The sequence below is a fragment of the Psychrobacter sp. 1U1 genome, assembly GCF_051847535.1.
GTDB classification, from domain to species: domain Bacteria; phylum Pseudomonadota; class Gammaproteobacteria; order Pseudomonadales; family Moraxellaceae; genus Psychrobacter; species Psychrobacter saeujeotis.
In genome coordinates this window covers 221,892-241,903 of record NZ_JBPYDD010000001.1, presented here as the reverse complement: position 1 = coordinate 241,903, position 20,012 = coordinate 221,892, and the positions used below count along the sequence as shown (strand labels likewise).

Genomic DNA, 20,012 nt, shown 5'->3' with positions numbered 1-20,012 from the left:
TCCAATTAACAAACGAATCAATAGCTATCATCTGATGACTCACGTTTGGGCTGAATACCAATCATGTCCGATAGTGTGGATAACTGATCTTCGTTCTTAATAATATGAGTGAGCCACTGGTCCAGTGGCATATCTGCCCAATCAATCGCCCGACCGAGTAAAAACGTCACTGGGCTGTGCGGCTCATTGGTTGCAAAGTAGTCTTGTATTTGCCCTAACAGTTTGAGTGCTTGCCGACGGTTGCTTTGATGATCGCGATTGGTAGGATTAAAGCTTGTTGACACGACGTTTGTTGAGGCAGATGGCTGTCCAGCATTCCTTGATGTCACATCCTCATTACTATTATCATAGATATTCGCATCAGTCATACCCTCTTGAATAGTTTTGTCTGCATTATCAAATTGTTCAGGTATCAACGGGTGCAAATGTTGTTTGAGTGCAATTAATAAATCAGTCACCGGCGCAAAAACCGGAGCATCCATACCCATGAGATCGTTAAGCTGATCAGTTAAGGTCTGCCACTGAGTAGTTATATTACCAAGTTCAGTCATTAAGGCTTGTTGCCAAGACTCGCTACTGTTCTTAATAGCTTGGTTATAATCACTAAGTGTTAACTGATTACTGTCTTCACTATCTGGATTTTGCTGACGCTGCTTATCATGGTCACGTGCGGTCAAATAGTAATTATAATTATAATTGCCAATCTTAGTATCAGAGAGCGGTAGTTGCTTGAGATCATCTGTTAAAGCCTTGACAAACCACGAGAGCAAACCTGCTCTGATATCCATACTATCGTCTTCACCATCTAGTGGTGGATACATGGTGAGCCAATACTCATCATTTAACTCCTGTAGCAAGCGTAACCCATGATTAATGCCTGCTAGATGATCGGTATGACTGAGTGCATCGACGTACCATAATGCTAGCTTCATATCTTTACTGGTATTAGTCAGCAAGTCTGTACATTGAGTTTTCACAAAGTCCCAATCAGCGACTTTGAGTTCAGTGATCCAGTTGCCTTGCGCCAGCAGTGGATCATCTTCTTGACGGGCAGCAACGATAGCATCGATGCGTGGGTCAAAGGTCAGGTCTTCACCGACACCTTGATGACTATCCACAATAGGCGCTATAAGAGTTTCTATGCTGGTTAAAGAAGAATGGTCAACACTCATTATGATAAATCCTCTTCAGTAATCTTTTTGGTTGCCGTTTTTTTCGCTGGAGTCTTTTTGGTAGTAGCTTTGTTTGTAGAGGTCTTTTTGCTAGCCACCTGTTTTGCAGTTAGCTGCTTGGTTGCTACTGTATTGACTTGATCATTACTGCTACTTTCAAGCTGACCTTTTGAATTAAGATTAGTATTATTCTCAGTGTCAGAATTAGTATCAGTCTCATCTTCACTGTGTTGCGCCATTTGATTGAGAGCCACAATAGCATCGCAGTCGAGACGATAAGCAAAATCATCGTTCTCATCGACGCATACCGTAATCTTTTTCAGTACACTTTGACTATCATCATGAGCAAGTAGCTGACCTGCCAGCTGTGGTAGCAACGTATGACTGATGATAGCGTCCGCATTGCGTGCACCAGAGTCAACCTCATGACAACGCGATAAAATCAGCTCAATAACCTCAGCATCGACGATACAAGGGACATCGTAATTATCACGAATACGACCAGTGATTTTATCTAGCTTAAGGCGAATAATTTCCGCTAGCGCGTCATCAGTCAACGGATAGTAAGGTATCACCGTCAGACGGCCCAAAAATGCGGGTTTAAAGGCTTTATATAAATGTGGATTGATTGCCTGTCTTAGGCTGTCACTATCGGGTAAGCTAAAATCAGTAACAGTAGGATCAGTGTTGATACATTGCTGCATAATAGCGGATGAACCAATATTACTGGTCAGCAAAATAAGCGTATTCTTGAAGTCGATTAAACGCCCTTCGCTATCTTCCATCACCCCTTTATCAAACACTTGATAAAATAAATCCAAGACGTCCGGATGGGCTTTTTCCACCTCATCAAGTAATAGAACACTATAAGGTCGGCGTCTGATGGCCTCAGTCAATACGCCCCCTTCGCCATAACCAACGTAGCCTGGTGGCGAGCCTTTTAAAGACGCTACACTATGAGCTTCTTGATATTCGGACAGGTTAATCGTGATTAGATTACGCTCTCCTCCATATAATACTTCAGATAGTGCCAATGCCGTTTCTGTCTTCCCAACGCCGCTTGGCCCTACTAATAAGAACACGCCTTGCGGACGATTAGGATCATCTAAGCGTGCTTTCGCTGTATGAATACGCTTGACGATAGCGGCAACAGCATGGTCTTGTCCAATGACGCGCTCTTGCAAAGTATCAGCCAAGGTCAATATGTGGTTTTTTTCGTTACCTGCCATATCCGTCAACGGGATACCTGTCCAATCTGAAATAATTTGTTTGATGACCTGACGATCTAGTACCGCATGTATAAGACGCTCTGCTTCTTGTACTTGTTTTAATTGCTGCTCAATATTTTGGTACTCTACTTGTTTTTCTAAGCGCGCTTTTGCACTAAGAGTATTAGAGTCATCTAGCTCGCTATTCAACTGCTGGTTGAGCGCATCAAGTTGATCATTAAGCTGGCGTTGCTCCTGCCAGCGGCTCGTCATATCAGAAATGCTTTGTTGATTCGTCTGGCGCAGCTCATCGAGTATGGCAATTTGTTGGCTAACTTTTTCTTTTTCATCAACACTGCCAATACGCTCAAGCTGCTGGCTGAGATTATTAATGTGTTGCTCTAGTTGTACACCCTTAGCTTTTAGCCTATCAAGCTGATTGGGCATGGCAGTCTTTGATAAGCTTACGCGTGCAGCCGCCGTATCTAACACGCTTACCGCTTTATCGGGCAATTGTCTGTCACTGATATAACGTGCTGATAACTCGACCGCCGCTTGTAGCGCATCATCGTCTATTAATATACCGAAATGCGCTTGCATCTTGGCACTCAAACCACGAATCATCGCGACCGCCGTATCGATATCAGGCTCATCTACTTTGACGACTTGGAAACGGCGCGATAAAGCAGCGTCTTTTTCGAAGTATTTTTTGTACTCTGACCAAGTAGTAGCAGCAATCGTTCTTAGCTCACCGCGTGCCAGTGCCGGCTTAAGTAAGTTTGCCGCATCATTTTGACTAGCCTGCCCGCCAGCACCGATAAGCGTGTGCGCCTCATCGATGAACAAGATAATTGGGTGTAATGAAGCTTGAACTTCTTCGATGACTTGCTTTAAGCGGTTTTCAAACTCACCTTTGACACTTGCGCCTGCTTGCAGTAGCCCCATGTCGAGACTGCGTATCGTCACATCTTTTAATTGATCAGGGACGTAACCTGCGACTATCTTTTGTGCCAAGCCTTCTACCACAGCAGTTTTACCAACGCCTGCCTCACCCGTCAAAATAGGATTGTTTTGGCGACGGCGAATCAAAATATCGATCAGTTGATGAATCTCAAACTCGCGACCAATGACTGGGTCTATTTGTTCAGCTCTGGCCTTGGCGGTTAGATCATAAGTATATTTATCCAAGGCAGGTGTGGGCTGCTTGGTGGTCTGGCTTATTTCTGACTGATCTTGACTGTTATCAGAATCAGTACCATCAGACTTTGAACTACCGAAATTGGCATTCTCGCTTAACGCAGCTTTGTCTGACTTAACTGAGCCACTACCTTCGGTACTACCGAAACATTGGCGATCATAATCGTCTTTGAAGGTAAAGCGATCGATATACTGTAGTTGCTCCGGCAAGGTTTTGAGTAGTGACTGGTAACGCTCATAAGTCAATAGAACCAATAATATGTGACCTGAGCGAATTTCTAGCGGACTGTTTTTGTTCTCACTTTGTCCATGTAGGCTACTCGCTAACTCCCACGCATCTTCTAACAAAGCCATCAAGCTCTGACTAAATACAGGGGTTGAGCCTGTTGCCTGACCAAAACCAGTTAGTAAATCTGCTAGCTGTGATAATAATAGCTGTTGATTAATCTTACTAAATTTTAATATCTGATCCACGTCGTTATGTGGTGTAACAATGAGTTCATGTAGCAAGTGGATGGTATCGACTTCGCGATGTCCGTTGTTGATACAAAGCCTAGCTGCCTGCTGCAAACACTGTCGACAGCTTGGACTTAAACGAGTAATAACAGCTTTTAGTTGGCTCATAAATCTTTTCCTTTAGCATTCTCATTTGATTTAAAATTATATTTATAAATCCAATACCAGTTCTTTAACTGACAACTCTCTAACTGAATTGGCGAAGGTTGTTTCTTGTCTTCCTGATCTATAACCTTCTTCTTGTGAACCCTTTTACTGTGCTATAACTTTCATTGAATAGGTAACGCATAACGGGTGTCGTCGTGATGCTGAGTAGCAGGCTGCGATATTAAAAAACCACCGCGCCCCAAACCACCAAAACCCTCTGCAGATAACGACAAAGGCTTAATATATTGTTTGTCCAGCTCTAGCTGCATTTCGACCGCCAAACACACACCGCACCATTTACGAATAAAATCAATGATGACTCGATACATATCGCCTGCAGGCAATAACCTGAGATAGCGCTTAGCATCCAATTGATGAAATACTATCCTAATCTTACTGTCGAACTGCACGGCACGCGCGCCGCAAAATGCTGACACACCAAGCGCTGCATACTGTCCACCAAGCGCTGTCTGCTCGGTAGCTGGTAGATCAAACCACTCAGGAACGAACTGCTGAACACTGACTGTGCTATCCAAAAAATGTGACAATACATGTGCTAATTGATCGGCAGTCAGACGCCCTGGGGCAATCATGCCAGCATAGGCAATCAAGCTGTCTATTGCCGTCAATTTCTTGGGCTGACGCGCAAGCGCTCGCAGGCTTAAAAGGTAGCTGTCCTTTTTATCGTTTAATTCATACTGCAACGGCAAATTATAAAACCAGCTCGCTTGAACATATAAATCCGTCAGACGATGGTTAAACAAGTCTAAAAACGCAGGTGCCGCTTTATCTTTTGCATGATGCACTCGCGATGCTAGCTGATCGGTATACATCGCTGGTAAGACAGACATTGGGCCAGTCAGTCCGATGACCGCTGGGCACAACTCTAATTGCCTAACCTTTACTTGACTGGTCTTTATTTGACTGGCATCTATTTGATTAGCATTGTCGTCCATATTGTCTTGTGCGATTAGTGACATCGACTCAATCTCAGCTTGTGGATACGCCAAAGACAATGATGCACGGTAGCGCACCTCAATAGATGCATGCCCCATACAGGCTTCATGACGAATCAAACGCAGTGCCTGCAATAGATCGTAGGCTTGCGGCGTCGCGATTAAATCCGTTAAATAAGAGGACTGAGACCACTGCGTGGCTGACATCTATAAATCTCCTCTTTGGTTACGGCATCACTAACGACCACTTCAACAAAACTATTTAAGCTGGCGTGATAACCAAAAACATGAGCCAATAAATGGGCAAACTGACGGATACTAACACCAGCAAAGTTTTTTTGATTAATGCGAATATCAATCTCGGTTCCACGCACAAATCCTGGTTGTGGCAAACGTTGAATACGCCGAGCTTTAATACTGGTCGCAACAGAGACAATGCCTTCGACCAAAAGTTTATTTGAGGCTGATTGCGTAATGTCGTACAGTGATAGATACTCTTTCATCAGCTCAGCGTCTTGGGCGGCAAGTGATAAAAAATTTAAACTAATGAGTGATATCAGTCGCCAGCGCTCTTCACCGGTGTATTCAAAACGTGCGGTTCTGGTTGGTTGCTTCAACAATGACAGACTACTAAAGCCAGTCATCCCTTCACTAAACAGATCACCACGACTTTGACCGAACACCACTTGGGCAGGCAAGTCTCTATTGGTGCATAGCAAAGAAGCACTCATACTGACCGCACCTGATAAATCTTCGCGGCTCTTTTCTACAAACATGATCTGATATTCAAAACCCTGCTTAAATTCAGCCATATCCTTATCACGCTTAATATGATAATAACGACCGTCATCTTGCTGCTCATAATGATTCAGCGCATAAAATGGATGATACTCACGCTGTACTAAACGATTATCATTTTGTTTGGATTCTATAACTTTATTGACCTCATAAATTTCATGCTGAAAGAGCGCGCGGGTATCGGGCACTAAATCATAATAGATGGAACGATGAGTCACTTGAATGGGCTTGGCTGCTGCTTTGAATAGGTTTACGACTGGCGTACAAAATAATTTGATACTGCTTGCACTCAGCTGTTGCAGGTTTTTTAGGCGAATAGTGTTCTTTTTATCAAACTTAAAATAACAACGAATCTCAAAACCACTGCTATCAATTTTTAGTTCAGGGCAAGCATGACCAAGATTTAAGCGTAGAAAGTTAAATTTTTCTGGAAAATAAAAATATTCTTTTAATAAAGCGGAAGCAGCATTACTCACTCTGTGGGTCGGCAAAATCTGCTGCTCAGGGTCGAAGCCAATAATCTCAAACGGACTGCCAACGACTTTATTAACTTGACTACCGTGGAGATGAGTTTGTCTGACATCACACCATAGCAAGTCCCATAGGCTAGTACCTTGACTGGCATCTTCATCTATATATAAATCCAGCGGGTGATCCTGTAACGCTTGATAATTAAAGCTTGGGTTAAGAACTTTAAACTTAATACTAATACAACCATTGAGCAGTCCATGCTGATTGTCATACACTTCTTGATGAGTCTCAAAACTAACAGCATCGATTTCTAGTGGTAGCAAGGTAACGTCTTGGGTTGATTGAAACTGACAAGGCGTGCCATTTATTTTTTGGGTAGAGAACGCGGTATGTTTAGGTACCAAGACAACTTCACTCATCGCATTGCCCTGTACACCTAGATTAAATTGGGCGATGGATACTGAAGGGAAAGGTTTAAGGTAGTCGGGATACACAACTTCCAATAACGACTCGGTAAAGTCTGCATATGAATCATCCAGCTTTTTATTAATGCGCGCACTAATCAGCGAAAAAGCCTGTATCAACCGTTCGATATGCGGATCATCTACCGTATCGTGTCCCATCAATAGCCGATTGGCAATTTTTGGGTACTTTTTGGCAAACTCTTTCGACTGCTTATTGAACAAGCTAAGTTCATGCTCAAAATAAGGAAGTAGACTGTCCATGGTGCCTCAATATATTTATCACTGCTAACTGTATAGATTGAGCGGTAATAGTAGTTATTTCATTAAGTTAATAATGATTATTTTATTAAGTAACGTTGAGAGCTTGGCTCAAAGAAAGCATCGAAACTGACCAGCTCTTGTGCTGGGTAAACTTTCAGTAAGGCTTCAATAGAAAAACAAAGCTGATTAACATCTACGGCACCAATATCCAGTGAAACTCTAACGTTTTTTAAACGGGTGTCTTGTTGCTCCACTGTTTGTGCTATTTGACGACAAATGTAATCGCAATCCGCTGGATTAGCACTACTTAGCCCTACAAAGTCTAGTATTCCAAAATTCAAAATAGATGAGCGCACATGTTTATATTCTTGCAGCTTATCGGACACTACACAGCGCGTATTCAATAAAGACTCCAAGTCTCGTGCAACAGAAGATTTTAACTCCTCAATATTTAGACGACGCACAACAAGCTCATGCGCTAATTGACGAGGCTGGTCATCAAATAACTGCTCAAACAAGTTTGGACGAAACCCGATTTCTTTATTAGATGCTTTAGCAGCGTAATTCATTAATATAGTCATTCCCATCTTAGAAAATAAAAAAAGAAAGGCCTAAATATAAACCTTTCTTTCTAATCACAATATATACATATCACGTAAGACTACCGATCTTAAGCAGTATACGTGGCAGTGTTATTAGCTAGCGACCACTTCTTAGTCACAGCGCCTTTAGCAGTACCATCGATATCTTGTTGCGTGTAAGTCCACTCAACTGCTGCATATTTGATACCGACTTTTTCGATTGGCACGCCTTCTGAACGTACAGTAGGCTCAACACTAGCGATAAGCGCATGCTTAAGTTTAACTTCAAGATATTTAACGCGCTTATCACCGTTGGCACGATAGAAATCAATTTGAATTTCATCAAAAGTATAACCAGCTGAACAAGCTTCCCATAGCTTAGGGCTAGTAGAATCCAAATCTTTCATAAACGTCATGTCAGCATGCTCACAACGCTCAGAGGTGTGACCACCAACGCTACTTGCTGTCGCTGACTTTGGTTGACGGATTAAATGGTCCCATGTATTTACTTCAAGCCAGCCTTTATGCTCGCTATCACGAGACTCGCCGTCAATCTTATATTTACCACGGAACTGAATATAAATATCTTTCATATCACATACCTTGTTTTGAGAAGTTTAAATTTAACGTTGGATTTTAATAAACGATTAGCTGTTGCTAGACTGCGGCAGTTGAGTGACTAAACGCAAAGAAACAGATAATTCGTCAAGCTGAAAGTGTGGTCTCAAAAAGACCACTGACTTGTAGACGCCAGGCTTACCTGGCACTTCTACAACTTGTACAGAAGCTTCGCGCAGTGGGTACTGGGCTTTTGCTTCTTGAGAGGCGCCGTCGTCTAGCAAGACATAACGAGAAATCCAGTCGTTTAAAAACGACTCAACATTACCAGGCGATAAAAAGCTACCAACCTTATCGCGCATCATCGCTTTTAGGTAATGGGCAATACGTGATACTGCCATGATATATTGTAGTTGGGTCGATAACACAGCGTTGGCATTAGCATCATCGTTTTGATAAGTTTTGGCTTTTTGTACTGATTGCGCGCCAAAAAAGGCCGCATAATTGGTATTTTTGCAATGGACTAATGGAATAAAACCTAAATCGCTCAGCTCTTTTTCACGGCGATCAGTGATAGATATCTCGGTGGGACATTTAAGTGCCAAATCACCATCATCGGTTTTAAAAGTGTGGACAGGTAACCCTTCAACTAAGCCACCGCCTTCAACGCCGCGGATAGCTGCGCACCAGCGATAATCTGAGAAGGCAGCAGTCAGACGCGATGCAAATGCATAAGCGGCATTCACCCATAGATAGTCGCTATGATCATTACCCGAGACTTCTTCTGTAAAATTAAAACCTTCAACCACTGTCCCTTCTTTTGGGTCATAAGGCAGACGCCCTAAAAATCTAGGCACCATAAGAGCCACGTAACGTGCATCTTCTGACTGTCTAAAAGCACGCCAGCGTATGTATTCTGCCGTTTCAAATATTTTGGATAAATCTCTAGGGCGTCCGATGTCAGTAAATGAATCTAATCCAAACATCTCAGCTGATGCAGCCGATACAAATGGTGCATGAGAAGCTGCTGCCACATGAGACAATTGCTCAAGCAGATACATATCGGAGTTTTGGCGAGTAAACTCAAAATCGCCAACGATTGCTGCATAGGGTTCGCCGCCAAAACTACCGAACTCTTCTTCATATATCTTTTTGAACAACGTGCTTTGATCAAAATCTATCGAAGATTGAAAGTCTTTGGTAAGCTCGCGCTTGGTGGTGTTCATCATGCGTATCTTAAGCATGGATTCTGATGGCGTTTGGCTACATAGATAATGTAGACCGCGCCAGCTAGACTCTAGCTTCTGAAACTCAGGAGCATGCATAACCGTAGTCAACTGCTTAGAGATCAGCGCATCAATCTGAGCAATACGCGCGTCAATTGATGCCGATAGATTATCTGATAATGTTACTGTGCCTTGCATAACTTCATTGGCCAGCTCTGCGATTTGCGACTTCGCGCGGTTCTTTTCATCATCGGACTTGGCAACGTTACTTTTATTGACGATTTCTTCGAGTAAGTCGTAGCTTTCATTATTCAACGAATCGGTTGCTATGTTCTGCTGGGCTTGAGCACTCATCATTTAATCCTCACCGTCAGTTTGATTTTGTTCGGCCATTTTTTTGACTTGCTCAGTACTTTTAAGCACATCGTCCAGTAAATCTTCAAGCTTTTCATTAGCCGAAATCTTATTGCGTAAATCTGCTAATCGATCTCGCGCTTGTACCAACTGTTTTAACGGCTCAATCTGATCGGCCACAGCTTCAGGACGAAAATCGTCGATACTATTAAATGCTAAATCAACCGCAAATTCGCCACCTGTGTCACTCAAATCATTCTGAACTCTAAAGGTCGCGCGCGGCGCTAGTCCTGACATTACCTCGTCGAAAGTATCCAAATCTACTTCAACAAACTTCTTGTCTTTAAAGCGCGGTTGTTCAAGCATAGAGTCACCTGAGAACTCACCCAGCACGCCAACGACAAAGGGAATTTCCTTGGTTTCGATCGCATCGCCAACTTCGACGTCATAAGTAAGATGTACCCGAGGAGCACGTACTTTTGCGAGTTTCTTTTGCACACTGTCTTGCTTTGCCATAATAAGTTACCTCAGCAATTGCTATTTTGAACGTACATTTTTAAATGGGTCAGTAGCTATAGAAAGACTACTTTTAGAGGGAGACTGCTTTTTGACGGGTTTGGTAGGAGCGCGCCTTTGTTTCACTGCTGCTTGTCTTTTGACAGGAGAAGCTTTTTTCTTGACGGATGTACGGCGCTGTTTTCTCGATTTAGTCTTGTTTTTTACCGCTCTTGGCTTTATGACAGGCGCTGGAGGTTTTGGTAAAGACTCATCGTAATTAAAACCGTAGATCTCACCGTAGATTTTGCTAAGAGCGTGCTGATATTCTTTTAAAAAGTCTGCATCAACCTCATCAGTTAAGTAGTCTGATTGCAATTGCTTTTGAGAGACGATAGCACTGCTATTTAAGAGTATCTTTTTAAGCTTGGCGGTGCTGTGACCCAGATTGATTGCTTCGCTTGCTGTATAGACAGCATAAGCAGTATAGCCATTATTGTAATAAATCTGTGCCAAAATCTCCCATGCTAAAGAGTCATTTGGGTTGACTGACAGTCTGTGATTTAGGTCTGAAACTAATTGATGCAGCTGCGGTGATCTTGCATCAGCATTTTTAAGCTTAGCGAATTGATTAATAACGCTTGAGCTCGGATCTTTTTCTTGTATGACAAGCTCACTATGTGCTGTACCTATAGCAGTACCCATAATAAGCAGACCCGAAAAGACAGCTTTAGGCAGCTTGAAACTAACTTTTATCCTGCTTTTGATACTGTTCATTGTAAGTCGTTACTCGCTATTATTAGTATTGGATTGATGCACCTATTTACTCAAGAGTGGTTTAACCAAAGGATGGTTTACTCCGAGGTATTAATTAAGGTGGTCATACTGGTTAAAGCATCTTTAAACATAGCCTTATCGTGACTACTCATCAACGCATTGTCATGGTAAGCATCAATATTAAGCTGCATTACCTTAACAGACGACAACATTGCAATTTGACGAGCCTCCACAATCTGATTGTCGATACTGAGCGCTTCATTAGCCGCTCTCAATGCTCGCGAGTAGTTCTTTGACTCATAGTTGGTTTTGGCTATAGTCATCCATGCTTCTATGCTAATTTCATTCAAACTTTCAGCCTTGGTAGCACCAGTCAAATAAACGGGTGAAGGGCTACTTAACTGTTTAACTGTTGGCGGGCTAATAGTATGTTGGCTAACTTTAGTGCTTTTGCCGCAGCCTGTATTCATGACGGAGGCAATAAGAGCTATAGACAACAAATTTAATTTGGTAAGCCTAGTACGATGAATAATGTTCATAAATATAGTGTCACCAAAATCTTAAAACAATGGAATTGGAACAATAATTTGCTAAGATATGCGCCAATAGTGAACAAATAATTGTTAATAGTAAAGCAGATTATACATGTAGTTGACAATATTTCAATAATAAGTAAAATATTATTGATAAATACTTGTCTATTTCTTTATTTTAAAGGCTTGATTGTAATTACAATCTATAGCTACAGGTAATCTTTTGGGACTATAATCTACCTTTTATCGCCTACTTTGACCATTGACATTTTTGTAGAGCACGCCCACCCTCTGCTTTTTGATGTTTTTTAAGCAAAAAATACGAGTACGACCCTTAAATTATTATACTAAAGTTTGGTTTAATAATTTTTATTTTGAACGAATGTTCATTTTAAGTTAGATATATAGAATAAGGCTGGTAGATGACAAATCTGTAATCGATTTTTTTTGCAACCAGACAATGATAAAAGATGGTTTTGAAAACCGTTATTAACCAGATATCAGTTGCAAGCTATTTATAGAAATATGGTCAGAATATTGGGTAATATCATTACCTATAATATAACGATGTAGATGTTCATCATTGATGGAATAAAAGACCTAGAACATAAGTTATGAATGGGCGTCAAGATAACAGTATGAATGAATGAGATTAATGCAGAGGTTACAAAAGTAACTTTGTAATGGTTGGCTATGCAGGCAGTTATTATATTTTTAAAACCAAAAAGCTTAGAACTGCTTATTTCTAATAGCAGCCCCAAGCCTTTTGGTTAAAAATTAGATGTGAGAATTTTTAGTATAATTAATCGCCTATACCAATCGTTCAAATAATGAACGTAGACATAAAATAGTAAAGTTACACACTTTAATGGTAAATATTATAAAAGCATTAAAATTGGTGCTATCTAATATATAGATAACTTGTATAGTTACTAGATTTATTTCTGTTGAAAATTAATTTCATATTAGTGAACAATAATAATTATTTATATTTGATCCAACACCTATAAAAGATATAATAATTATAAAAAATCTCATTGCATAACTAATGCATTACTAAGATATTAAGAATTCCTATAAGATATAGTTTACTCAACTATAAATAAATTAATTTTTGAGTTCTATTTTATAAGTCACTTGGTTTTTATATTCTTTCAATCTAAGTATAAACCTTATCAGTACCCACTCATCACTTTAATCATTATCTTAATCATCCCTTTTTAAGTTGTTTGCGACTGATAATTATAATCCAGCATCTTCTTGCGTAATTGCCACTATCTTAATGGGGACAGCATAGGTCCATGGTGCCCCACTTGTGCAGATGAATTTACCATCTACAAAAGATACAATACGAGCGGTAAAGTCATTATTCTTATGGTCTGTAATAGCCCGCTCATCACTTTCGTCGTCTACTGCACACCATATATTATGGTCACCGTTTTTTAACATTGCTCGAGTTAGATCACTACCTTTTAATTGATTGTTCATTTTAAACTCCTTAGTCATTAGTTTTTTTTGAAAGTTTAAAAGATTTATTACATTATAGTAATATAAAGCCTTTATCTTTTATTATTCAAAATGAAGTCAAATACCTGTATCACTATCATTTTTCGAATGATAATATTTTTATATTAATTGGATTTTTGCCATGAATTAATTAGTAAAATTAAATAATCCAGTTTTAGATTGTTTAGTTAAAGATATGACTTTGAACAATCTTGACTTAACTTAACAAACTAAGTGCACTAACAGCTACTACTTATTTTTTCATTGTCATAAGTGGTACAAATGTATTCTTAAATGGTAAAATCAATCGAATAAATAGTAGTACTGCTGTTAAATAAAGCTTACTAAGGCTAATGAATGGTCATATATTCAAAAATGTGTCTATTAGTCTGCTACACAAACGGTTGATTCTAAGATTAATGTAGTGCAGCTGGTTAATATCTAGCTTTAAACCCCTCCGATTACATCTTATATTCAACAACTACTACTCAAAAACTCCATACTTTCAGGTAAAATAGAATCTATGACAGCTTCTATCACCCCTACCTCTCGTAAGATTATTCACCTCGACATGGATGCTTTTTATGCTAGTGTTGAACAACGAGATTTTCCCCAATACCGTGGCAAGCCTTTAGTCGTGGGTGGAGATCCAAGTGGTCGCGGTGTGGTCGCTGCTGCCAGTTATGAGGTGCGTAAATTTGGCGTACGCTCTGCGATGTCCTCTTATGAAGCCCGCAAGCGGTGCCCAGAGGTGATATTTGTACGACCAAGATTTGATGTTTATAGAGCAGTCAGTAGCCAAATTCGCTCTATTATGCATAGTCTGACACCGCATGTTGAGCCACTATCTTTGGACGAAGCTTATCTTGACGTTACAGGCCTTCAAGTACATAAAGGCTCAGCTACCCTAATGGCTAACTGGTTACGAGTACAAATATTAGAGCAAACAGGACTAACGGCATCGGCAGGTGTTTCGTTTAATAAAATGCTAGCAAAGATTGCTTCTGATATGAATAAACCTAATGGTACAGCGATTATCACCCCTGATGATGCAGAAGCATTCATTAGTACGCTACCTATAGAGCGTTTTCATGGAATTGGTAAAGCAACGGCCAGACGCTTACAGGCTATGGGAGTGTCTACTGGTGCTGATCTTCGTCAGGTGCCCGCTGCCGCATTAGTTAACGAGTTTGGTAAACGAGGACAGTTTTATCATGATATTGCTCATGGACGTGATGAGCGATTAGTAAAATCTGAACGTCAGCACAAATCAGTCGGTTCAGAGACTACCTTTAAAGACAACCTGAACGATTGCGAACAATTACGGTTACAGATACATGAGCAGAACGCTGATGCGTTTAAACAGATGAACAATAAGCAGCTTATTGCTTATACCATTACCCTCAAAGTAAAATACGCTGACTTCACACAAATAACGCGCTCACATACTTTATCCACGGCTTTTATTAGCGCAGAATCTGCGCATTACTGGTTAGATAAGCTATTTTTAGACATACCGCGCGCCCTACCTATTAGACTCGTAGGAGTCACCTACTCGTCTTTAGCTTCTGCAGTACAGCCCCTACCACAACTTACCTTATTCGATTAATCGTGTCTTTTTTATACTGATCTGACTATATTTGGAACTTTTCCGCTATTATCCCGTTTCTGCTAAACTAATGCCAAAATTTTACCTACCTGTATGACTCATTATGACCAACTTAAACATCAAAACCACCACTCCTAATGTAGATAACGATACCGATATGAATGATACTCAACATGATGATAGCCCACTGACTTATCTGAGCGTAGCCGATTACGATTATGAATTACCAGACGAGCTAATTGCTCGCTATCCGTTAGCTAAGCGCTCGGATTCTAAGTTGCTTTATGTACCCACTATAGATCAATCAGAACAAACAAGTCTGCCTCAAGACCATTTATTTACTGCATTACCGTCGTTGCTTGACGCGGGCGATCTTATTGTCTTTAACGATACTAAAGTAATGAAAGCGCGACTATTTGGTAAAAAAGATACTGGAGGGCGCGTTGAAGTATTGATTGAACGTTTGATAGAGCGCGCGGAACTAGAAGATATAAATATCAATCATGAATCATTAGCCACACGCCAAAATATTGCACTGTGTCATGTAAAATCCAGTAAAGCGCCAAAAATTGGACAACGCTTATGGTTAGCTGATGACAATATGAGCTGTGAGATGATCGGTCGTCAGGATAACTTATTTGTGTTAGCTTTCGATGCGCCTATTCTTCCTGATTTAGAAATCTACGGTGAGCTGCCAATCCCGCCTTACTTTGAGCGTCATGCTGATGCAACTGACAATACTCGCTATCAAACGGTGTTTCATGATCCTGCCAAACTGGCCAGCGTTGCCGCACCCACAGCGAGCTTACATTTTGATGAAACCACTCTCTTAGCTTTGACTAACAAAGGGGTTAATACCGCGTTTGTCACTCTACACGTTGGTGCAGGTACATTTGCGCCTGTCAAGACAGAAAACCTGCTCAATCATACTATGCATAGTGAATATGCCCATTTACCGCAAACAACCGCAGACCTAATCAATCAAACCCATGCAAAAGGTAAAAAAGTCATAGCTGTTGGCACGACTGTTGCACGTGTTCTTGAGACGGCTTATCAAAAAACGGCAAACGATGGACAAATTATTGCTGCATGGTCAGGCGATACCGATATATTTATTTATCCTGGTTTTGAGTTTGGCGTGATTGATCGTCTACTAACCAATTTTCATTTACCCAAGTCTACCTTATTAATGCTTGTATCCGCATTTTCAGGTAAAGCAGCTATTGAACAAGCTTACCAACATGCAATTAGCCATCGATATCGCTTTTTTAGTTATGGGGATGCGATGTTATTGGATAAAAAAGTACATTAGCAGGGTGTTAAATATTATTTAATTAAAGCGATACGAGTACCTAATACATTGCGATAAACATAATTGTATTTGGCTATTTTCGTAAGTCATTTCTCAATAAGTCATAATAAAAAGGGCTGCGCATGTCTTGGCATTTACCTCATCGATTGACCAATATTCATCACGCGGTGTCAGTAGCACTCCTTTGTTCTGTGAGCTCTATTGCGTGGTTACCTGTTGCTCAAGCAGCCACTATGGGTAAAACAACCATTACCTCTGCTCAGCATGAACCTTTGACTGCCAGTATTACGGTCACCGACATCGATGCTAAAGATTTTGCCGCTAGTATTGCAAGTCCTGTGATTTATCAGCAAATGGGGCTGACCCCTACAGCATCTATGGCTGTACGGTTTGTACCGACTTCTGCCACCGCAGGTCAATTACTTATCCAGACATCACAGCCTGTAACAATGCCATTTGCAGATGTCGTACTAGCAATAAATGATAATGGCCAACGCAATGTCATTCCTAAGACTCTACTGATGCCTCTTGGTAATAATAACGTACCAATTAAACAGTCCAAACGAGTGGTATCAGGTGCGCCAAAACCAAACTTGCCGGTAGTGTCAAACTCTAACGCTAAACCCCTAACGGTCAGACGTGGTGCGCCGCCACCATTGATTATGGTACCAGATACCCAAACGCCAGCATCAATGCAGACATTACCAAAAACTGTCTTGCGTAAAACACCTAATGTCAATGCACCAGCAGTGACAAGTCCAGCTGAAACCACCCCTTTGTCAGTATCTCAGACTTCACGTGTATCACAGATAAGCTCATTAAAGATAAGAGAGACAACCGGTTTGTCTGCTGACGACCTAAATAACAAAGGTTTGAGCAATGTTAATTCAACGACGAATAATACTAACGCTAAACAAACCAGTAAAACAGATCCGGTAAATACCAGTGACCCAAAAAGCGTCTTAACATTAGAGAATTCGGCTGCCTCTAATACCAGCTTGGCTACTAAAGATAATACGCAAAAAAACAGAGCTCTAAACAACAGTGTTCCTGTGGAGAATACTGCGTTTAGCCCTATCGAAACTGCTGTTAATACCAACAAACAAGCCGGTATCTTAAATATTCAAGTAACTCGTCAAATACAGCTAAAAACAGATCTCAAAAATAGTCCAAATCGGCCAACCCCTTTTACAAATGATATTGAGGCGACAAGCACTTCATCCAACGCACCACTGCCCTCTGCTACCGTTTCCTCAAATACTGGTACTGATATAGCCGCCACAGACTCTATGTCAGACAGTAAAAGTACAGCCATGACAAGCTATACCGTACAACGTAATGACAATCTTTGGCTTATCTCTCAGCAGATTGCACAGCAAAATAATGTTGACGTATCGACGGTGATGAAACAAATAAAATCGCAGAATCCTGATGCTTTTATTGCAAAGGATGCTGACTTGCTAAAAGCCAACGCTGAGCTGAACTTACCCAGTTATGACATCGTACCTTCACAAGAAAGCCTGCAGACTGCTATTGCAGCTCAAAGACAACATTACATACAGGTCAGCCGGGCTAAAAAAAAGAGCGTAGAGAGAAAAAAGACAACTGCTGCAGACTCGTCTAGCGATAAGGAGTTAACAGCATCTACAGACATGTCCTCTAACACAAAAACAACATCTAAACAGTCAAATAAGCCTTCAGAAGTCGCTCCTAAAACCTTGCCAAAAGCACGTTTCTCTGTCATTGCGCCTGGTCGTGATGGTAGCGCTGATGGCACTCAAACTAAAGCTGCCGCGGCAACTGGTAATGGATTAAGCACAGATATTTTAGCCACGCTAAAATCGGCGCGTCAACGGACTGCTGAGCAGGCTAAGCGGGTAGCAGCAACCAACAGCACTCTTGGTAGCTATGCCAAAAAATTACAACTACAAAACCAAAAACTGGCTGAGCTTGAAGCTCGTCTCAAAAAATTACGCAATCAATAATTGCCTCGCTGCTCAGCACAAATTGCTGTAAACAAGGCTCGTAGGCTTAGGAGTATTTATGGATAATATGCTGTATATCATTGTGGGTCTGGTAGCAATTTTACTGGTAGCGGTACTTGTGCTACGCAAAAATAAGGCCAAACAACCAACCACACAACACTTGGATAAGACCAATCAAAGTGTAGATGCTCATGCATCCACATTAAAGCCAAAGACGGCGTCTGTAGACTCAAAACAAGTCCCTGCTCAGCAAAACGCGACCAAATTTGATCCATTAACCGTGGCTCAACGCTTTATAGATCAGCAGCGTTATGATAAAGCCATTGAAACCATTGAACGAGGCTTAACTGAAAAACCTCAAGATTCTGAGTTATTACACAAGCTATTAAATATCTATGCTACAACCGAGCAGCGTGAAGATTTTAATAAAACTTATAACGCGATCAAATTGTCCGGTAATGCAACTGCTATAGACAATGCGGATAAACTCAAAGCTCTATTAGACCAAGAACAAACGCAAAACCAACCAGTAAAGCCTGAATCTGACAATGAAGCTGCGTTTGAAGGTATAGATTTTGACTTGTCCACCTCACAGACTGTTACGGATGTTGAATCTGATACAGACAACGACAATTTAGATAGTTCTGAAGCATTTAGTGACTCTGTATCATCACAACAAAGTATCCCTAGCGCTAACAATAATTCTGATGAAAATTTTGATCTAACGTTAGCTGATTTGGAAAGCACAAACGCAGAAACTAACAATCTAAACGCCAGTAGCCTAGAAACTACTCAGCTAGAAACTACAGCAGATGGCGATGACATCAGTGATTTTGATATAACCGAAGTGACAAGTGCTGATGAAACAAGTGCTCAGCCTGTTGCTGTAGACGACGTTAATAAGGATCAACACGTAAACAACGTAAACGTCGATGATGACTTTATGCTTGATTTCGATTTGATGACAAATGATAGCAACTCGTCGGAGCTAGATTTTGATGATGTTCAAACGCAAGACAGCCAGTCACAAGATGTCAGCTCAGATGACGAATTTGTTTTAGACTTTGATGACTTGGTTGAAGAGACAGTTACCAGTAAAGAGACAGATACTACTAATCAAGAAGACAATACTCAGCCTACTAACGATGATTTTGCGTTACTGCTAGAAGATGAAGATAGCTTGTCGATTACAGACGAATTGGCAGTTGAAGACAGCTTAGTAGTTGAAGATAGCGCACTTGTTACAAACTCATTAGAAACTCAAGAACACCTTAATGAAAATGAGCAGGTATCAGGAAACGACGTTGTAGACAGTTTTGCTGCACTTGAGACAACAGACAGTAGCGACGAGCCCACTGTAAGCGAGGCTACACAACTAGAATTAGCAGCGACTCAGGAAGTAATTGACGATAGTACTGATGAGGGTATTGAAGATACTTTATCAATAGATGAAGAATTTGATTTTGATGAAGTGACAACTGCACCTACTGCCGATACACCAGTGGAGAATGAAGCTGATATCAGCGTCACCGAGGACTACCATGTAGATACTCAAAACGATACGACAGTTGCAGCGTCCGATAGTGATTTTGCCGCACAGTTTGCAACAGATTTCGATTTTGTTCAGACCTTGGACAGCAATCAAGTGACGTTAGACTTAGCAGGTCAGTATTTACAACTGGGTGAATACGATAGTGCCAAACGCCTACTCAATGAAGTCGTCACTCAAGGTGATAGCGAACAACAAAGTCAAGCAAAAGAGATGCTAGCGCGTACTGCTTAATATACGGGTAAAGTGCTTTACAGTGTTTTGAACAAAGATTATTTATCAACAAGCATCTTATGAAAATAAGATGCTTGTTTCTATTTGACGGTTTATCATTTAT

At 40.9% G+C, this 20,012-nt stretch carries 15 protein-coding genes; 4 read left to right on the top strand and 11 right to left on the bottom strand.

The window, feature by feature from the left end:
- Positions 1-17: 17 nt before the first annotated feature.
- The 11 genes from tssA to ACS8FB_RS00960 all read right to left on the bottom strand — a co-directional run bounded on the left by tssA (position 18) and on the right by ACS8FB_RS00960 (position 13,202).
- Positions 18-1,172: a type VI secretion system protein TssA gene (gene tssA / locus ACS8FB_RS01010; RefSeq protein ID WP_439260609.1), complete on the bottom strand. Its 1,155-nt coding sequence runs from the start codon at positions 1,170-1,172 to the stop codon at positions 18-20.
- A complete protein-coding gene (gene tssH, locus ACS8FB_RS01005) occupies positions 1,172-4,201 on the bottom strand; it encodes a type VI secretion system ATPase TssH (protein WP_439260608.1) in 3,030 nt (1,009 codons plus the stop codon). Before tssH ends, tssA begins: the two co-directional genes overlap by 1 nt.
- Positions 4,202-4,362: 161 nt before the next feature.
- Entirely contained in the window at positions 4,363-5,403 is a 1,041-nt protein-coding gene (gene tssG / locus ACS8FB_RS01000; RefSeq protein ID WP_439260607.1) for a type VI secretion system baseplate subunit TssG, read from the bottom strand.
- Positions 5,367-7,190: a type VI secretion system baseplate subunit TssF gene (gene tssF, locus ACS8FB_RS00995; RefSeq protein ID WP_439260606.1), complete on the bottom strand. Its 1,824-nt coding sequence runs from the start codon at positions 7,188-7,190 to the stop codon at positions 5,367-5,369. The genes tssG and tssF overlap by 37 nt, the downstream gene beginning before the upstream one ends.
- Before the next feature lie 77 nt (positions 7,191-7,267).
- Complete coding sequence (tssE, locus tag ACS8FB_RS00990) at positions 7,268-7,771, bottom strand: type VI secretion system baseplate subunit TssE (protein ID WP_439260605.1); 504 nt, start codon at positions 7,769-7,771, stop codon at positions 7,268-7,270.
- A gap of 89 nt (positions 7,772-7,860) precedes the next feature.
- Positions 7,861-8,364 carry an Hcp family type VI secretion system effector gene (locus tag ACS8FB_RS00985; RefSeq protein ID WP_025651832.1) on the bottom strand — a complete coding sequence of 168 codons (504 nt, stop codon included), beginning with the start codon at positions 8,362-8,364 and terminating at the stop codon, positions 7,861-7,863.
- 54 nt (positions 8,365-8,418) lie between these two features.
- On the bottom strand, positions 8,419-9,909 hold the full coding sequence (gene tssC / locus ACS8FB_RS00980; RefSeq protein ID WP_439260604.1) for a type VI secretion system contractile sheath large subunit: 1,491 nt from the start codon (positions 9,907-9,909) through the stop codon (positions 8,419-8,421).
- A gap of 3 nt (positions 9,910-9,912) precedes the next feature.
- A complete protein-coding gene (gene tssB, locus ACS8FB_RS00975) occupies positions 9,913-10,425 on the bottom strand; it encodes a type VI secretion system contractile sheath small subunit (protein ID WP_439260603.1) in 513 nt (170 codons plus the stop codon).
- A gap of 21 nt (positions 10,426-10,446) precedes the next feature.
- Positions 10,447-11,109 (bottom strand): tetratricopeptide repeat protein, encoded by a 663-nt coding sequence (locus ACS8FB_RS00970; protein WP_439260602.1) that lies wholly within the window; start codon positions 11,107-11,109, stop codon positions 10,447-10,449.
- A 149-nt stretch (positions 11,110-11,258) separates the two neighbouring features.
- Entirely contained in the window at positions 11,259-11,720 is a 462-nt protein-coding gene (locus ACS8FB_RS00965; protein ID WP_439260601.1) for a tetratricopeptide repeat protein, read from the bottom strand.
- A 1,236-nt stretch (positions 11,721-12,956) separates the two neighbouring features.
- Complete coding sequence (locus tag ACS8FB_RS00960; RefSeq protein WP_299216540.1) at positions 12,957-13,202, bottom strand: hypothetical protein; 246 nt, start codon at positions 13,200-13,202, stop codon at positions 12,957-12,959.
- A 541-nt stretch (positions 13,203-13,743) separates the two neighbouring features.
- Here ACS8FB_RS00960 and dinB point away from each other — a divergent pair.
- The 4 genes from dinB (at position 13,744) to ACS8FB_RS00940 (ending at position 19,909) form a co-directional block, all read left to right on the top strand.
- Positions 13,744-14,829 (top strand): DNA polymerase IV, encoded by a 1,086-nt coding sequence (gene dinB / locus ACS8FB_RS00955; RefSeq protein ID WP_439260600.1) that lies wholly within the window; start codon positions 13,744-13,746, stop codon positions 14,827-14,829.
- 157 nt (positions 14,830-14,986) lie between these two features.
- Positions 14,987-16,141: a tRNA preQ1(34) S-adenosylmethionine ribosyltransferase-isomerase QueA gene (queA, locus tag ACS8FB_RS00950; protein ID WP_439260827.1), complete on the top strand. Its 1,155-nt coding sequence runs from the start codon at positions 14,987-14,989 to the stop codon at positions 16,139-16,141.
- A gap of 122 nt (positions 16,142-16,263) precedes the next feature.
- On the top strand, positions 16,264-18,126 hold the full coding sequence (locus tag ACS8FB_RS00945) for a type IV pilus assembly protein FimV (protein WP_439260599.1): 1,863 nt from the start codon (positions 16,264-16,266) through the stop codon (positions 18,124-18,126).
- Between the two features lie 58 nt (positions 18,127-18,184).
- A complete protein-coding gene (locus tag ACS8FB_RS00940; RefSeq protein WP_439260598.1) occupies positions 18,185-19,909 on the top strand; it encodes a FimV/HubP family polar landmark protein in 1,725 nt (574 codons plus the stop codon).
- Positions 19,910-20,012 lie beyond the last annotated feature (103 nt).

Bases quoted from the DNA above. Each gene is read 5' to 3' on its own strand.
- tssB (WP_439260603.1), bottom strand. From the start codon at position 10,425: ATGGCAAAGCAAGACAGTGTGCAAAAGAAACTCGCAAAAGTACGTGCT.
- tssF (WP_439260606.1), bottom strand. From the start codon at position 7,190: ATGGACAGTCTACTTCCTTATTTTGAGCATGAACTTAGCTTGTTCAAT.
- ACS8FB_RS00985 (WP_025651832.1), bottom strand. From the start codon at position 8,364: ATGAAAGATATTTATATTCAGTTCCGTGGTAAATATAAGATTGACGGC.
- queA (WP_439260827.1), top strand. From the start codon at position 14,987: ATGAATGATACTCAACATGATGATAGCCCACTGACTTATCTGAGCGTA.
- ACS8FB_RS00960 (WP_299216540.1), bottom strand. From the start codon at position 13,202: ATGAACAATCAATTAAAAGGTAGTGATCTAACTCGAGCAATGTTAAAA.
- ACS8FB_RS00970 (WP_439260602.1), bottom strand. From the start codon at position 11,109: ATGGGTACTGCTATAGGTACAGCACATAGTGAGCTTGTCATACAAGAA.
- tssA (WP_439260609.1), bottom strand. From the start codon at position 1,172: ATGAGTGTTGACCATTCTTCTTTAACCAGCATAGAAACTCTTATAGCG.
- ACS8FB_RS00940 (WP_439260598.1), top strand. From the start codon at position 18,185: ATGGATAATATGCTGTATATCATTGTGGGTCTGGTAGCAATTTTACTG.
- tssH (WP_439260608.1), bottom strand. From the start codon at position 4,201: ATGAGCCAACTAAAAGCTGTTATTACTCGTTTAAGTCCAAGCTGTCGA.
- dinB (WP_439260600.1), top strand. From the start codon at position 13,744: ATGACAGCTTCTATCACCCCTACCTCTCGTAAGATTATTCACCTCGAC.
- tssE (WP_439260605.1), bottom strand. From the start codon at position 7,771: ATGACTATATTAATGAATTACGCTGCTAAAGCATCTAATAAAGAAATC.
- tssG (WP_439260607.1), bottom strand. From the start codon at position 5,403: ATGTCAGCCACGCAGTGGTCTCAGTCCTCTTATTTAACGGATTTAATC.
- ACS8FB_RS00945 (WP_439260599.1), top strand. From the start codon at position 16,264: ATGTCTTGGCATTTACCTCATCGATTGACCAATATTCATCACGCGGTG.
- ACS8FB_RS00965 (WP_439260601.1), bottom strand. From the start codon at position 11,720: ATGAACATTATTCATCGTACTAGGCTTACCAAATTAAATTTGTTGTCT.
- tssC (WP_439260604.1), bottom strand. From the start codon at position 9,909: ATGAGTGCTCAAGCCCAGCAGAACATAGCAACCGATTCGTTGAATAAT.